Consider the following 16,362-nt stretch of genomic DNA (forward strand, 5'->3'; position numbering starts at 1 on the left):
ACGTGAATATTTTCAGTTGGTTAATAGATTTTATGGGGAAAAACTATGTGGTTATACTGCTTTAAACGCCTGTTAGCGACGATACCCATACTGATTGGTCTAACATTAATTGTCTTTTTTATCATGGCAATGATCCCTGGGGAGCCAGCTCAAGCATTGCTTGGGCCTTGGGCAACACCAGAGAACGTGGCTCGAGTGAAAACTGAGCTTGGTTTAGATAAACCGTTATATCAGCAGTATTTTATTTGGATGAATAATTTGATTTCAGGGGACTTAGGGCGTTCTTTTGTGCTGAATCGTCCTGTGGTTGATGAGGTCCTTGAGCGTTTTTCTGCCACCCTAATTTTGGGGGGAAGTGCGTTATTGCTCAGCTCAGTGCTGGGGCTATTAGCTGGGATTATTTCTGCGATCCGTCAATTTAGTTGGAGTGATAGGACGATCACATTGGCGGTTTTACTCGGTATTTCAATGCCATCCTTTTGGATTGGGTTGTTGATGATCATGCTTTTTTCGGTACAGCTACAATGGTTCCCCGCATCAGGAATGTATGATATTTGGCAGGGTGGCGGCTTTCGCGACTTATTGCATCACCTTGTTTTACCCGCAATAACCCTTTCGCTAGTTGCGACAGGCGTGATAGCGCGTTTGACGCGAACAGCAATGTTAGAGGTTCTACGCCTTGATTTTATTCGTACTGCACGCGCAAAAGGGTTGAGTGAACGCAAAGTCATTTTCCGCCATGCATTTCGTATGGCATTGGTATCGGTGATCCCTGTTATTGGTATTCAGGCAGGGTTTGTGTTTGGTGGTGCGGTTTATATTGAAACGGTTTTTCAATGGCCGGGCTTAGGGGCAATGTTGGTCAAAGCGGTAGCTACCCGTGATTTATTTTTAGTGCAAGGGGGCGTGTTAATTGCTGCTGCGTCCTATGTGTTTATCAATTTGCTGGCTGATGTGGTGCAAGCAATGTTAGATCCGAGGTTGAAATCATGAGTCATAATACCGCCCCAGTTATTCAACATCGTCATCGTCAATCAATAGGTTCTTTATTGCTCGCTAATCGCCTTGCGACACTAGGGCTGTTTATTTTAACCGTTATTATGCTACTTGCCTTGCTTGCGCCTTGGTTGCCTTTGGCTAATCCAGATGAAACGGACTTAGTGAACCGCTTGCTCCCAGCTTTTTCACCGGGGCATATATTAGGCACTGACCATTTAGGGCGGGATATCTTGTCTCGATTATTGTGGGGAACTCGTGTTTCGCTGATGGTGGGTATTTCAGCGACGTTAATCGCTGCAATACTTGGAACCCTAATTGGTTTAATCGCCGGCTATGTGGGCCACCGAACTGATACCTTATTGATGCGCTGTATTGATATGTTGATGGCATTTCCATATATCCTATTAGCGTTAGCGATTGTAGCTGTACTTGGCCCCGGTTTATTAAATGCGCTATATGCTATCGCATTAGTGAATATTCCTTTTTTTGCGAGAAATATCCGTGGGTTAACGGTTGGGCTGCGAGATAGAGACTTTATTCAGGCCGCAAGGTTATCAGGTAAAAACCATTTACAGGTCTTACTGACTGAGGTTTTACCGAATGTATTGCCAATCATTGTTGTCACAATGTCGACGACCATCGGGTGGATGATTTTAGAAACCGCTGGCTTGTCATTTTTAGGATTAGGAACCCAGCCGCCGAATGCTGATTTAGGGTCGATGCTAGGTCAAGGGCGTGCTCAGATGTTTGTTGCACCACATGTTGCTCTGGTTCCTGGAATTATGATTTTCCTGATTGTGATTAGCTTTAACTTACTGGGGGATGGGGTACGTGACATCCTTGACCCTCGCCTAAAATCAGGTGCCTTACATCGTTCACAACCGATGACACAAACAGACCGTATAAATATTTCTGCCAAAACCGAGGGAAAACAGGCGATATTGGAAGTTAAAGACCTTTCTGTCGCCTTTCGTCAGGGGGGGCAATTACGGCCTACCGTTAAAGGTATTAGCTTTAATGTTGGTGCGGGGGAATGTTTGGGGTTAATTGGTGAAAGTGGTTCAGGGAAAAGTGTAACTGCATTATCTGTTATGGGGCTTTTGGCTTCGCCGCCCGCGGTGATCACCGCAGGTGGCATCTATGTTGAGCATGAAGAAATGTTGTCTTTACCTTTATCCGTTATGCAAAGACGCCGTGGTGCTAAGGTGTCATATATTTTCCAAGATCCTCTGACTACGTTACACCCCCAATTTACCGTGGGTGTACAGCTTCGTGAAGCGATCACGGCTCACCAAGCGTTATCGAGTTATGATGCCAAAATGAAAGCGATTGAACTACTTGATAGCGTCGGTATACCGGATGCAGCGGAGCGTTTTGATGCTTATCCTCATGAGTTATCCGGTGGGCAACGCCAACGAGTTGGTATTGCGATGGCATTAGCGAATGACCCTGTTTTGATTATTGCCGATGAACCGACAACCGCACTAGATGTCACCGTACAAGCGCGAATTTTAGAATTGCTCGATCAACTACGTCGTGAACGAGGGGTAGCATTGTTATTTATTACTCATGATTTTGCGGTGATTAACCAAATTTGTGACCGAGTGGCCGTTATGCAGCAGGGCGTTATCGTAGAAACCGGTAATACACAAGACGTGTTACAGCAACCTCAGCACCCTTATACACAGCGGCTGATAGCCAGTGTTCCAAAATTGGGAGAGGGCAGAGCGTTTTTGACTCAGGTTGAGCAGCTTTATGGAAATAATTCCGCACAGGAGGCCTAATGAACAAGGTTATTGACGTTAATCAACTGGTGAAAACCTTTGGTCACCCTCGCAGCTTATTTCATCCCCGAGGGAGAGAAGTTCAGGCGCTGAAAAATATTTCATTGTCATTGTACGAAGGGGAAACGTTAGCCGTCGTAGGGGAAAGCGGCTCAGGGAAAAGCACTTTAGCCCGTATTCTAGTTGGGTTAGAGAAAGAAACCTCAGGCGACATTACGGTACTCGGGCAAACTCGTGCTCAGTGGCAAAAACAGGGGGCTCGTGCTTTCGGTCAAGCTATTCAATATGTATTCCAAGACCCTGTTGCTTCTTTAAATCCACGCAAAACCATCGGTGAAACATTGTCGGTGCCTTTAAAATATTTAAAGCATATGAATCAAACACAAAGACACGGGCGGTTGGCTGAATTGCTTGAGGCTGTCCATATGCCAATGGATGCATTAGCCTGTTACCCTCACGAGTTTTCAGGGGGGCAAGCTCAGCGCTTAGCGATTGCGCGAGCGCTTGCCGCAGATGCGCGAATCTTAGTTCTTGATGAGCCTGTGAGCGCATTGGATGTGTCAGTACAAGCCCAAGTTTTGTTGTTACTCGAAGAACTAAAGCAACAGTTTTCACTGTCTTACTTATTTATTAGCCATGATCTGGCGGTGGTAGAGTCTATAGCAGATAGGGTGGCCGTACTCTATTTAGGGGATTTGCTAGAATGTCGTGATACTTGTGACTTATTTGCGGCACCAGAACACGACTACACTCGTAACTTACTGGCGAGTGCGCCGCGTATTCGCGTTGAAGCTTAGAAATATATTTAAAATCAGTTGGGGTCCTAATATGAGCACGGATAAGACAGCGGCTATCGAGCCAGTTCGCATTAAACGTACTGATGAAATTGTTAATGCGATAAAAGAAACGATTATGGCGGATAACCTGATACCGGGTGACCGCTTACCCCAAGAAAAAGAGCTAATTGAGCGTTATAGCGCGAGTAAAAGCACGGTAAGAGAAGCCTTAAAATCATTGGAAGTGCAGGGGTTAATTAAAACCAAAACGGGCCCAGGCGGGGGGGCGTTTATTGATTCAATGACCGAATCCCGTGCGATGAGCTTGTTATCAAACTATTTATTCACGCGAGATATTTCCATTAAAGATATCTATACATTGCGTAAATTATTAGAGCCAGTTGTTGCAGTGAGTGCCATTGATAATATCGATAATGCGGGAATTCAAAAACTGTATGACACCATTGCGATTTACGACCATGAGCCTGCTAATGAAGAGGAACGCTGGCAACAGCGAATGGCAGAGTTGGATTTCCATGCCGTCGTTGCCAGTTACTCTGATAATGTTCTCTTAGTGTTTATCTGCCATTTTTTACAGCGTTTACTTAAAGATTTAGCGGTTTGTAAAGACATTTACCTGAAACCCGAACCAGTAGATAGATGCCAAGGCATTGAATATCAGTATCAATTAATAGAGGCATTACGCCGTAAAGATGCCGCTAAGGTACAGGCGGTGATGGAAGAGCACATGAATTATGCCGAGCAGGCAATGTTGGCTCTACAAGCCACACTGCAAGAACGTTTTTTAAGTGAAGATAGGTAACATAATGATAGATAAAGCATATCTAACCTCAGTATTAAAGACACTTTTATGTACACCTAGCCCGGTGGGTATGACTGAGAAAGCGGTCGCACAAACGCACCAATGGTTGACTGAGTTGGGTTTTACACCGCAGTATACGCGCCGTGGAGTGTTATATATTACATTCGGTAATGATGAACCCAAACGGGCACTTGCAGCCCATTTGGATACCTTAGGGGCAATGGTTACTCAGCTCAAACCTAACGGGCGGTTAGCGTTACGTAATACGGGCACTTGGGCTGCGCGCTTTGCTGAAGGCGCTCGAGTCACCGTGTATGGTGATAATCACCAGTATCGCGGCACCATTCTACCGTTAAAAGCATCAGGTCACCGCTTTAATACCGAAGTGGATACTCAAGTGGCTGATTGGGATAACTTAGAAATTCGCCTTGATGCCCCATGTTATAGTGCGGAAGATCTACAATCTCATGGTCTGAATGTGGGGGATATGGTGGCAGTTGATGCCCAACCTGAATTTATTGACAATGGGTTTATTGTTTCTCGTCATTTAGATGACAAAGCAGGCTGTGCGGTGATGTTAGCGGCATTAAAATCGCTAGTGGACGATGGTGTGCTACCGGCTGTTTCTTGCCAATTGATGTTCACGATTTCTGAAGAGGTCGGGATTGGAGGGACTCATGGCTTTGGTGAGCAAGTTCAGGAATTATTAGCGATTGATAATTCTGTTTCAGCGCCTGATCAAACAACACGTGATGACGCATTAACATTGGCATTTCGTGATAGAACGGGGCCATTTGATTTAGCGATTACGCGCCACTTACTGCAATTATGCCAGCAATATAACATCCCTCATGTGCGCGATACATTTAAACATTACCGTTCTGATAGTGCGGCAGCTATTGATGCTGGGTGGGATATTCGGGCTGCATTAGCATGTTTTGCCTTAGATAGCTCCCATGGTTGGGAAAGAACGCATATTGATTCACTGGTTGCGTTAGCAACATTGGTACGACGTTATATTGAAAGTGATTTAGTGCCATTACCGGGGCAGTAATTTTAAAGCCATCTTCTGATAAAAAAAGAAGATGGCTTTAATCCTATGTATTACTAGCTTAGTTTGGCTTGCGATAAATATTTATCCATCTCATCTTGCGGTACCATACCGCCACCGGTCGCCCAGACAAGGTGGGTGGCATTGGCCATGACTTCTGGTGTCAGTGACTTAGACTGTAAATAGTCTGTGTTTTGGGTGACATGAACACTGCCGGTCATACCTGCTAGTGCGGAAGGCTCGAGCTTAATCGACTCCGTTTGATTAAGTAAGCTTAATAGGTTATACATCTCGGTATCATCAATCGTGTAATAACCATCAATTAAACGTTCCATTGCACGCCCCACAAACCCTGACGCGCGGCCCACTGCAAGGCCATCAGCGGCCGTGATGTTATCAATGCCGATTTCTTGTACTGAAATGGCATCATGGAGCCCTGTATGCACGCCAAGCAACATGCAAGGTGAATGTGTGGGTTCGGCAAATAAGCAATGTACCGCATCACCAAAGGCTAACTTCAAGCCAAAGGCAACGCCACCCGGGCCTCCGCCGACACCACAAGGCAGATAAACAAACAGCGGGTGTTGGTTATCAACAATAATGCCTTGCTCTACAAATTGTTTTTTCAAACGTAAACCTGCAACCGCATAGCCTAAAAATAGTGTGGTTGAGTTTTCGTCATCAATAAAGAAGCAGCGCGGGTCTTTTTCAGCTTCTTTGCGGCCTTGTTCGACCGCAATGCTATAATCCTGTTGATATTCAACAACATTTACGCCGTGAGAACGTAACTTATCTTTTTTCCACTGACGTGCATCCGCCGACATATGTACACTGACACTAAAGCCTAATTTTGCACTCATAATGCCAATAGACATGCCTAAATTGCCGGTTGAGCCAACGGCGATACTATATTGGCTAAAGAATTGTCGAAACTTATCTGAGGATAGAATTTCATAATTATCATCAATTGATAATAAACCGGCTTCTAAAGCGAGTTTTTCCGCATGGGTCAAAACTTCATAGATACCGCCTCGCGCTTTTATTGAGCCCGAAATAGGTAGGTGGCTATCTTTTTTGAGTAACATTTCCCCAGTAATTGGCGTTTTATAACGTGTTTCAAGAGCACTTTGCATATTGGGAATAGCAACCACGTCGGATTCTATGATCCCTTGTGTGGTTTGCGTTTCAGGAAACGCTTTCATTAAATATGGGGCGAAACGTGTTAAACGTGCCTCGGCGTCTTGCACATCCTCGAGGGTCAACCCCACATAGGGTAAACCCGCTTGTGTGGTGGTTGAGTTTGGGTTAAACCAAGTAACTTGCTTTAAATCGATTAAGTCCTGAACTAAAGGGGTGTCAGCAATTAACTTATCAATATTTATCTGAGTCATAATTACTCTCTTTTAAATCACAAATGAAAGTGCAAAGGTGCCTGCCAGCGCAACGAGGGATGCGATAAGTGTGGCGACACTGTAAAAACGAAATGTTTCAGCCAAGGTGGCATTACAATATTGTTTGACCAGCCAGAACAAGGAGTCCGTCACGATGGTACAGCCAATTGCGCCTGAGCCGATGGCTAATGTCATGATCTCAGGGCTGATATGCGGGTACATTGGCATTAATGGGGCAACAATTGCAGTGGCGCCCATCATGGCAACGGTCGCAGAGCCTACCGCAGCATGTAGAATGATAGCCACTAACCAAGCCAATAGGATTGGGTGCATATCAATGCCTGAAAGAACCAGCGCAAGGGAATCGCTTAACCCACTTCCTTTTAAGATGCCATTAAACGCCCCTCCCGCACCAATGATTAATAAAATATTGGCGATGGAACTAAAGCTTTCCTCCGTTTTACTGAGTAGCACGCTCATGCCCATATTACGGCGAATGCCCAGTACGTAATAAGCGACAAATGCGGCAATAAACATGGCAGTGATTGGGTTACCAATAAACTGTAAAAGGGTAAATAATTGATTGTCTTTGCTCATGTTCAAATCTGCTGCGGTTTTGATCAACATGAGAATAATTGGCAGTAAAACGGTAAATAAAGTGGCACCTAGCGAGGGTAAATCTTTTTCTTCACGGACTTCTAAGTCAGAAAAGGCTTCTGGTACCGTTTTAAAAGGTAAGCGCTCACCTAAGAACTTTAGGAATAATGGCCCGCCGACCAGTGAGGCGACTAAACCAACGGCTAAGCCCGCAACAATCACAGTGCCAATATCTGCCCCAAGTTCATTAGTGACAAATAGTGCAGCAGGGTGTGGCGGAACGATACAGTGTACGGCCATCAGCGCAGTACATAGCGGGATAGCCAGTTTTAATAAAGAGGTATTGGTTTTTTTGGCGATGGAAAATGCCAGTGGGATCAACAAAACAACCCCCACCTCAACAAATAGAGTGATACCACAGATTAAACCAATTAGTACCATGGTGACGTCTGGAGTTAACCAACGGCTTTTCTGTAGGGTGATCCCGATGCGCTCTGCTGCACCTGAAATCTCCATCATTTTCCCTAGTATGGTGCCTAGTCCAATAATAGCGGCTAAAAAACCGAGTGTACCGCCAATCCCATTTTCGATAGCATTCACCATCTCTAACGGGTTCATTTTCATTGCAATACCGACAAAAAAGCTGGCGAGTAACAGGGCTAAAAAAGGGTGAAACTTAAATTTAATAATTGAGACTATGATCAGCAAGATACTAATAACCAGAGTACCGAGCATCCACATTGTAGAGTCCATATCCTACCCCTAATCATTTTGTTGTTGTACTTCTATTGGATAATAAATATGCAAGGGTGACAAACGATGAAACCTAAGCTTTAGATGAATTCAATTAACTCAAGTGCGTGATATGGGTCATATAAAATACCAATATTAGGATTTGCATCATATAAATTCACCTTAAAGGCGCTATATTGTTGATAGCGACGAGCTGGGTCATTTCTCAAATAAGGGGGGAAGAGGTTGGTGTCATCGAATTTGAATCAATTTGAACAATCCGGTTTTATTCAATGGAATAAGCGGTTATCGAGCTATCAATTATCCCGCCTACATACCTTTGAAGCTGCGGCGCGACATAGCTCTTTTGCCCTAGCGGCGCAGGAGCTTTCCCTCACACCCAGTGCGGTAAGTCATCGTATTAATACCTTAGAGGGGGAACTGGGTTTTAAATTATTTGAGCGTTTTCATCGGCGTATTGAGTTAACTTCCGATGGTGAGCGTATTTATTGGGCGTTACGTAAAAATCTGGATGATATTAACCAAGAAATTATTGATATCAAAAACCAAGAAATTTCTGGGGAATTAACGGTTTACTCACGCCCATCGATTGCCCAGTGCTGGCTGATCCCGAAAATTGCAGATTTTGCTAATCAATACCCATCGATTCAATTAAATTTATTAACAGGGAACGATGATGTTAATTTTCGCGGCTATGGTATTGATGTGGCAATTTATTATGATGATATGACAAGGTCTAATCTCTATTGTGAAGACCTGATGTCAGAGTCGATGGTTCCAGTGTGTAGTCCGAAATATGCCCAGCAATATGATTTGCTGAATAATATTCATCAACTAAAAAACTGTACGTTACTGCATGACCGGCAAGCATGGAGCAGCAATTCCGACTATGATGAGTGGAAAGCATGGAGCGAATACTATCAGCTACCCTTGTTTCCCCACCGCCGAAACCTGTGTTTTGACCGTTCAGACTTAGCTATTGTAGCCGCAATGAACCACGCAGGTGTAGCAATGGGGCGCAAGCAGCTGGTGGAAAAGCGGATTAAAAGCCGTGAGCTCGTGATGCCTTTTGGCGATGCGCCATTAACCTGCCAACAGCGGTATTACTTTGCGATGCTTAATGATAAGCGGCACCCAAAAGCGGATATTTTTATTCAGTGGTTAAAACAGCAGGTTAGCTGAATATTGCAAGTAAAATAGCCTTTTTTCCGGTAAGATAACAGCAACAATTATTTCTTCGAGATGGGTAAACACTGGGTTATGGTTCCGAAAACACCAAAAGTTGCAACGATCAAAGATGTGGCTGCCAAAGCTCAGGCAGGGAAAACCAGCATCTCACGTTATTTGAATGGTGAATTTCATTTGCTTTCCGATAACCTTCGTCAACGTATTGAAACGGCGATTCGTGAATTAAATTATCGGCCTAATCAAATGGCGCGGAGCTTAAAACATGGTCGCACGGGGTTAATTGGTTTGATTATTGCGGATATCGGCAACCCGTTTTCTGTGGAAGTATTGAAAGGGGTTGAAGCTGAGTCCATCAAGCAAGGCTTTATGACAGTTGTCTGTAATGCGGATAATAGCATTGAGCGTGAATGCCAATTTATTCAGTTACTTAAAGGTTACCGTGTCGATGGGCTAATCATTAATTCAGCGGGTGTTAATGAACAATTCATTGATGTTCTTAAACAAACCACGTTGCCTTTTGTTTTATTAGATAGAAAAATTGATAACTTTCCCTGCGATATGGTGGGGTTAGACAATCCTGCTTCGGCTCAAATGGCTTTCAATCATTTACTTGAGCAAGGCTTTGAAGCGATTTGCTTTGTCACTGAACCCATCGTGTATAACAGCGCTCGCCAAGAACGCTTACAAACCTTTCAAGCGCTGTCACAGGATAACCCGCAAATCAAGAGTGAGTTCCATGAAGTCACGTTACCAAACCCTGAAAAATTAGCATCGATTGTTGCTGAGTTTTGTATTTCTCACCGAGGAATGCGTAAAGCCATTGTGGCAGCTAATGGGGTTTTAACTTTACAGTTAGCTTATGCGATGAATCAGCAAGGGTTGCGCTGGGGGGCAGATATCGGTTTTTTAAGTTTTGATAACCTTGAATGGGCTGCATTTGCTGGGCAGGGGGTGACGTCGGTTTCACAACCCACTGCCGAAATGGGGCATAAAGCAGTTACATGTTTACTTGAAAAACTCGAAAACCCAGAAAAAGAACCAACTCAGCATTTGTTTCATGGTGAGTTGATTATTCGAAATTCAACTACACTGTAGAAAGCTATTAGGGCTGTATGGCATTTAAATTAGCGCAGTTTTGGCTAAAATCGCCATTAAGACCTGCAATTAAATTATCGACGGCGCATTCCACCATAGCATAGCGAGTCTCATGGGTGGCAGAGCCGATATGCGGCAAGGCGACCACATTCGGTAATTTAAGTAACTTAGAGTCTACGGGTAAAGGCTCTACTTCAAAGACATCTAAACCTGCACCGCGGATCACGTGGTTTTCTAGTGCATCAATCAACGCTGCCTCATCGATAATTTTTCCTCTGGACCCATTAATCAAAAATGCACTGGGTTTCATTTTTTCGAGTTCATTTTTGCCAATTAGTTTTTCTGTTGATGGCACTAAGGGCAGCACGACACAAACAAAGTCAGACTCAGCAAGTATGGTATCTAAATCACAGCGACGAGCCTTGAGCAGGTTTTCCGCTTTAGAATGCGAATGGTTGCTGTAATAGAGAACAGACATCCCAAAACCAGCATAGGCTCGTGTTGCTACGGCATAACCAATTCGGCCCATACCTAAAATACCAATCGTTTTACCACTCACATTGCTACCGTACACATTTTCGCCAATACTTTTCGTCCACTGGCCATTTTTAACCATTTCAGCCATTTCAATAATGCGACGAGCGCTGCATAGCACTAAGGTAAAAATGGTATCTGCGGTAGTTTCGGTTAAGACATTCGGAGTGTGCATCAATGCAATTTTTCTTGCGTTCATTGCCTCCAGATCAAATTGATCGATACCCACAGAAATGGTGGAAGCTACCGTTAAATAAGGGGCGAGAGCAAGGTCGCTCGCAGTGATGGGGTAGCTGGCTCCGATAATACCGTTGGCCGTTGCAAGGGCTTGCCTAAAACTGGCGATATTGTCTGCTGTAATGCTATCAAATTGAGTGACGTTGAATTGCTGTTGTAAGCGCCCAAGTTGATCCGCAGGGATCGTTTTATACAAAATAATATTTTTTTTCATTATGTTCCCCATTATGCGTGTTTAGCGAGGGCAGTAGTGCCGTCTTGTTCTTGATTAGGTTTGACAATTAAGGTAAAGAAAACAGAAGCTAACAATGCGAGCCCCATAAACATATAGGATGCACTCGGGCTACCTGTTACACCATTTAAATAGCCTACAAACCATGACCCAAAGAACGAACCTAGTGCACCCATACTGTTGATTAATGCCATTGCACCTCCCGCAACGTTTTTGGGGAGCATCTCAGGGATGATGGCGAAGAATGGCCCATAAGGTGCATACATCGCGGCGCCGGCTATCACCAATAACATATAGGATAACCAGAAATTTGTACTACCTAACAGGTATGAACCAAGGAAACAAATAGCACCTAACAGAAGCATTGGCCAAACAAACAGTTTACGATTATGCATTTTATCCGATGCCCAAGATACCAACACCATCGCTAATGTCGCAGCAAGGTAAGGGACTGCAGAAAGCCAACCTGTCTCAACCATACCGAGATTTGATGCACCACGAATAATTGACGGTAACCACAGCACAAAGCCATATACCCCGATACTCCAGCAGAAATACTGTGCACACAGTAAAACTACATTACGTGATTTAAACGCTTCACGATAATTACGTATAGGTTTGATATTTTTCTGTTCGTCACTAAGAATTTTATCAAGGGTATCTTTTTCTTGTTGGCTTAACCAGTTTACTTGGTTAGGTTTATCACGTGCAGTTTTCCACCAGAAGAAAGCCCATAACACAGCGGGAACGCCTTCAATGATAAACATTTCGCGCCAACCAAATGCTTGAATTAGGTAGCCTGATAGTACAGACATCCATAGGACGGTCACCGGGTTACCTAAAATTAAGAAAGTATTCGCACGTGAACGCTCTGGTTGAGTGAACCAGTTACTGATGTAGATCAGCATTGCGGGCATGACTGCGGCTTCAACTACTCCTAAGCTGAAACGAATAATCACTAACATGGGAATATTGCTTACCATTCCCGTCAAGCTAGCGAATATTCCCCATAAGAAAATACAGGCAAAAACCAGTTTGCGAACGCTACGTTTTTCGGCATAGATAGCCCCAGGGATTTGGAAGAAAAAGTACCCTAAGAAAAACAACGAGCCCAACAGGGATGACATCCCTTTGGAAATACCTAAATCTGCGTTGATCCCTGCGGCAGCGGCAAAGCTATAGTTGGCTCTATCTAAGTAAGCAAGGCTGTATGTGATAAACACGATTGGCATAATGCGCCACCAACGTGACATTGCCGGAGTATTGATTGTCATAATATATTCCTTCTTAGCATGCCGCGTTGACGGTAGGTGAGGATAATAAAGCCATTTCTTGCTGTAATTGCACCTTAGTAGGCAAGCCTTCGCTATCACCAATGACTTGGATAGCCCTAGCACCAATAAAATTACCTCGTTTAATGGCTTGAGGGAGGGATTGCCCTTCTAATAATGCGCTGATCACCCCGACCGCGAAGCCATCACCTGCGCCGACGGTATCAACCACATTTTTGACAACTACTGCATCGACAACCCCTTGTTGATTAGTTGCTGTTTTATAGTAAGCCCCTTGTTCACCTGTTTTAATGATCACAGCATCGACACCATGGGCGAGATAAAAGTCAGCAATGGCTTCAGGTTTATCGAAACCAGTTAAAATCTTGCCTTCTTTTAAACCGGGTAATACCCAGTTTGCTTGGAATGCTAATTGGTTTAGCTGGGTGACCATCTGTTGTTCATTTTGCCAGAGTGAAGGGCGTAAATTTGGATCAAATGATAGGCTTTTCCCTGCATTTCGCATCCACTTTGCTGCGTATAGTGACAGTTGATAGCTGGTGGTAGAAAGCGCAGCAGCGACTCCGCTTAAATGTAAATGGCGAGCAGATAGAAAATAGTCTTCATTAAAATCAGTTAGGTCTAAATGACTTGCTGCTGACCCCTTACGGAAATATTCCACGATGGGATCGGTTCCATTTTGAGCTTTAGATTTTAACTGAAAACCAGTTGGGTAATTTGCATCAATAGTAACACATTGAGTATCCACCAATTCTTTATGTAAAGTCGATTGAATAAAGCGACCGAAGGAGTCATTACCAAGACGGCTAATCCAACCACTTTTTAAACCAAGACGAGCGAGGCCGATGGCTACGTTTAGCTCTGCTCCTGCCGCACGACGAATAAAACTTTCTACCTCGTGCAATGTCCCTGTTTGTGTTGCCACAAACATCATCATAGCTTCACCAAGGGTCACCACATCTAATTGATTTTTCATGATATTAAACCCCTTTTAATAGCGAAACATAGTGTTCAGTAATGGCACGTAAATCGTGACCTTCTAGTGGAAACTCAATGCCACGTGGTACATTATTAGGCAAAATCTGTAGCACTTCTTCCCATGAACCATCACTGTCATCAAGGGCGACCGCCACATGCTTATCAGTACGTAACTGACAGGCCTTGACGTGAATATAGGCCACTTGCTTAGTAAATATGTGGGCGGCTTTGAGAGGATCTTCGTGTTGCCAGTACCAGTTGGCCATATCGAAAGCCATCTTAATGGGGATGTTTTGTGCTGCAACACCCCTAAAAAAGCGCTCTAATGGGGCAATATGACCACCTGCTTCCGTCTGGTCATTCTCAATCACGAGTTGTGTTGTATATCGATTGATAACGTTAATGACTTCAGACAAGTCATAATTTTCAGGTGGTTCACCGAGTGACAGTTTTAAGAAACGTGCATTAAGTTGTTTGGCTTCGTCGAAATAACCTTGTAATTTGCTGATTATGATAGGTTCACGTTGCTGAAATAGGGTATCAGGAACGGAATAGACAGCGGTTAATTGCCTTGATTTCAGCTGATTGCTAATGTCAGCTAGCCTATCATTAGGCAGCAAAAGCTCTTGGCGGATCTCTACGCCATCAGCGCTAGCCCCTTGAATAATATTCAGCAAAGCTTGCTGCCCACCCAGCTGTTTTACTGCCTGTGTGCTATAGGCAGCAGTGACAACAATAATATCTTTGCTCATGATTTTCCTCTGCCTTATTTTAGGTAATGGTTTTAGTCTTTCTGAGAATAAATCATTATGGAACCGGTTCCATTTTGTTTTCTAGCAATGAAAGATAAAAATAAGAGCCACATCACTAATCAAACTCCGATGAATGCTTAATAACTGATCCCTATCACAGTTCATTATGTAAAGGATGTAACGTTTTTTAAGCTGTATCTGATGAAAATATATTGATATAACACTTTGTTTTTAAATACATTTATTTTTCACGGATAAGAAATTATAGGGAAGTATGAGATAACTGTGTGAATTCTCGTGTTTTATTATTGTTATCTGTATCCCAATTTCTTATTTATAGTCTTTCAATGAAATATTATTTCAATATATTAATATTTGAGTGAAATTTCAGTTCAATTATTAACTGATTTCACAAGCTCTGCCCTGACTACACCACAGCAACTCAAAAAATAATAAGTTATGAAGATGAGGTTCTGAACATGAAAGTAATTAAAATGACTGCACTTTATAGTGCACTTTTGTTAGCCAGCGTTTCGTTGGCTCAAGCGAATAACAGTGAAAACACAGGTGTGTATAAGAAAGCCTGTACTCCAGAATTAATACAAGGCGCAAAAACCAATGCGGACTTATGTTTTGGGGTGGAAACGGCTAGCGATATTCAGATCACCAAAAAAAATGACCCTAAATATAAAATCAAAGTGGTGATTATTGGCGAAAGTACCAATAAAAATTACATGAATACGTATGGCTACCCATTGGAAAATACGCCATTTTTATCTTCCGTGAATGGACGTTTCTTTAACAACTTTATCAGTGCAGCGTCCAATACGGTGCCCACATTAACCCGCGCTTTAGCGAAGAATGATTTAAATACCATTACAGAGCATCATGAAAAGCCTTACTACAATAATAATTCGATTGTCGATTTAGCCAATAAAGCGGGCTATGAAACTTATTATATTGGTAACAACGGTAGTTTTGGGGATGATGAGATAGGGTTTACTAACTATTTCTTAAAAGCTGACTATTTTTTACCTGTAAGAGACAATAAAACAGGGTTTGATAACCTATTTGTTCAAGAAAAATTTGTCGTTGATGATAGCGTAAATAAGCTGACCAATGATTTTAAAATGTTACCTGCATTTAAAGCTGCATTAAATAACCCTTCAGATAAAGAAAAAGTCATTTTTGTCCATATGTGGGGACCTCACCATGACGGCTGGCCAAAAGGAGCTTGCGAGCTAGTTAAAAATAACTACAACATTAATCCAGAACAATTCGATACAGGCTGGGGAAGTTTGGTGAATTGTTATGTTTCTGCCATCAAACTGAGCGATGATTTTATTGGCGATATTTATAAAACCTTGCAAGAAAATAATAAAAATGGCGAACATCCTTTCTCCATTCTTTATTTTGCCGACCATGGGCAAGGTTTGGTGAAAGCGAATAAGCAACACGTGGCTGCTCTAGAGGCGGAATATAACGGATTCATTAAAGAAGGGAACTTGTATTTGCGCCATGGCCAATTAGTCAAAGGAGCGTATCAAATTCCATTAGTGGTTATGAACTCTGATGATACTCAACGTGAGTTCCGTGATGAGACCTTGAGTGAATGGAATTTATTTGATTACTTCGCGTCTTGGTTAGGGGTTGAAACTAACCTGACATCCCCAGATAAAAGCATTGTAGCGGATACCATCACACCAGAAAAAGATATTGATGTATTTGTTTTTCCACGAGATGAATTTGTAAAATACGATAGCTTACCGCAGGACACAGTACTTTCCCCTGTAACCGTTAATACAAAAATTATTGCGGATTAACTAAACAAAAAAGACAGGGCCTAATGTCAGCACTGCCTTTTTATCGATATAAAACCT

At 43.0% G+C, this 16,362-nt stretch carries 14 protein-coding genes; 8 read left to right on the plus strand and 6 right to left on the minus strand.

Annotated features, from left to right (window positions below):
- Positions 1–45 precede the first annotated feature (45 nt).
- The 5 genes from ACIPUA_RS19095 to ACIPUA_RS19115 are packed head-to-tail and all read left to right on the plus strand — an operon-like array spanning position 46 to position 5,436.
- Positions 46–993, plus strand: coding sequence for an ABC transporter permease (locus ACIPUA_RS19095; RefSeq protein ID WP_042845538.1), 948 nt, complete (start codon positions 46–48; stop codon positions 991–993).
- On the plus strand, positions 990–2,783 hold the full coding sequence (locus tag ACIPUA_RS19100) for an ABC transporter permease subunit (RefSeq protein ID WP_449060012.1): 1,794 nt from the start codon (positions 990–992) through the stop codon (positions 2,781–2,783). Before ACIPUA_RS19095 ends, ACIPUA_RS19100 begins: the two co-directional genes overlap by 4 nt.
- Positions 2,783–3,580 (plus strand): ABC transporter ATP-binding protein, encoded by a 798-nt coding sequence (locus ACIPUA_RS19105; RefSeq protein WP_042845534.1) that lies wholly within the window; start codon positions 2,783–2,785, stop codon positions 3,578–3,580. Before ACIPUA_RS19100 ends, ACIPUA_RS19105 begins: the two co-directional genes overlap by 1 nt.
- A gap of 31 nt (positions 3,581–3,611) precedes the next feature.
- Positions 3,612–4,382 carry a FadR/GntR family transcriptional regulator gene (locus ACIPUA_RS19110; protein WP_042845532.1) on the plus strand — a complete coding sequence of 257 codons (771 nt, stop codon included), beginning with the start codon at positions 3,612–3,614 and terminating at the stop codon, positions 4,380–4,382.
- A gap of 4 nt (positions 4,383–4,386) precedes the next feature.
- Positions 4,387–5,436 (plus strand): osmoprotectant NAGGN system M42 family peptidase, encoded by a 1,050-nt coding sequence (locus tag ACIPUA_RS19115; RefSeq protein WP_048605980.1) that lies wholly within the window; start codon positions 4,387–4,389, stop codon positions 5,434–5,436.
- Positions 5,437–5,489: 53 nt separating this feature from the next.
- Here ACIPUA_RS19115 and ACIPUA_RS19120 read toward each other — a convergent pair whose 3' ends face one another.
- Complete coding sequence (locus ACIPUA_RS19120; RefSeq protein WP_449060013.1) at positions 5,490–6,824, minus strand: D-serine ammonia-lyase; 1,335 nt, start codon at positions 6,822–6,824, stop codon at positions 5,490–5,492.
- Positions 6,825–6,836: 12 nt separating this feature from the next.
- Positions 6,837–8,174, minus strand: a complete 1,338-nt coding sequence (dsdX, locus tag ACIPUA_RS19125) for a D-serine transporter DsdX (RefSeq protein WP_042845526.1) — start codon at positions 8,172–8,174, stop codon at positions 6,837–6,839.
- Positions 8,175–8,402: 228 nt separating this feature from the next.
- On the opposite strand from dsdX, the gene dsdC reads away from it, so the two are divergent.
- Both dsdC and ACIPUA_RS19135 read left to right on the plus strand, forming a co-directional pair.
- Positions 8,403–9,356 (plus strand): DNA-binding transcriptional regulator DsdC, encoded by a 954-nt coding sequence (gene dsdC / locus ACIPUA_RS19130; RefSeq protein WP_449060014.1) that lies wholly within the window; start codon positions 8,403–8,405, stop codon positions 9,354–9,356.
- Between the two features lie 78 nt (positions 9,357–9,434).
- Complete coding sequence (locus tag ACIPUA_RS19135; protein ID WP_042845923.1) at positions 9,435–10,457, plus strand: LacI family DNA-binding transcriptional regulator; 1,023 nt, start codon at positions 9,435–9,437, stop codon at positions 10,455–10,457.
- 7 nt (positions 10,458–10,464) lie between these two features.
- Here the strand turns inward: ACIPUA_RS19135 and ACIPUA_RS19140 are convergent, their stop codons facing one another.
- Genes ACIPUA_RS19140 through ACIPUA_RS19155 form a run of 4 tightly spaced genes read right to left on the minus strand, consistent with a single transcriptional unit; the run spans position 10,465 to position 14,482 of the window.
- Positions 10,465–11,442, minus strand: coding sequence for an NAD(P)-dependent oxidoreductase (locus ACIPUA_RS19140; protein ID WP_042845525.1), 978 nt, complete (start codon positions 11,440–11,442; stop codon positions 10,465–10,467).
- 11 nt (positions 11,443–11,453) lie between these two features.
- Positions 11,454–12,734: an MFS transporter gene (locus ACIPUA_RS19145; protein WP_042845524.1), complete on the minus strand. Its 1,281-nt coding sequence runs from the start codon at positions 12,732–12,734 to the stop codon at positions 11,454–11,456.
- A 13-nt stretch (positions 12,735–12,747) separates the two neighbouring features.
- Positions 12,748–13,728 carry a sugar kinase gene (locus tag ACIPUA_RS19150; protein ID WP_071548637.1) on the minus strand — a complete coding sequence of 327 codons (981 nt, stop codon included), beginning with the start codon at positions 13,726–13,728 and terminating at the stop codon, positions 12,748–12,750.
- 4 nt (positions 13,729–13,732) lie between these two features.
- Complete coding sequence (locus ACIPUA_RS19155; protein WP_071548636.1) at positions 13,733–14,482, minus strand: sugar phosphate isomerase/epimerase family protein; 750 nt, start codon at positions 14,480–14,482, stop codon at positions 13,733–13,735.
- Between the two features lie 479 nt (positions 14,483–14,961).
- Here ACIPUA_RS19155 and ACIPUA_RS19160 point away from each other — a divergent pair, with 479 nt between their 5' ends.
- Positions 14,962–16,305 (plus strand): phosphoethanolamine transferase, encoded by a 1,344-nt coding sequence (locus ACIPUA_RS19160; RefSeq protein ID WP_048605993.1) that lies wholly within the window; start codon positions 14,962–14,964, stop codon positions 16,303–16,305.
- Positions 16,306–16,362: the final 57 nt, after the last annotated feature.

The organism is Providencia sp. AGC89, from assembly GCF_053543535.1.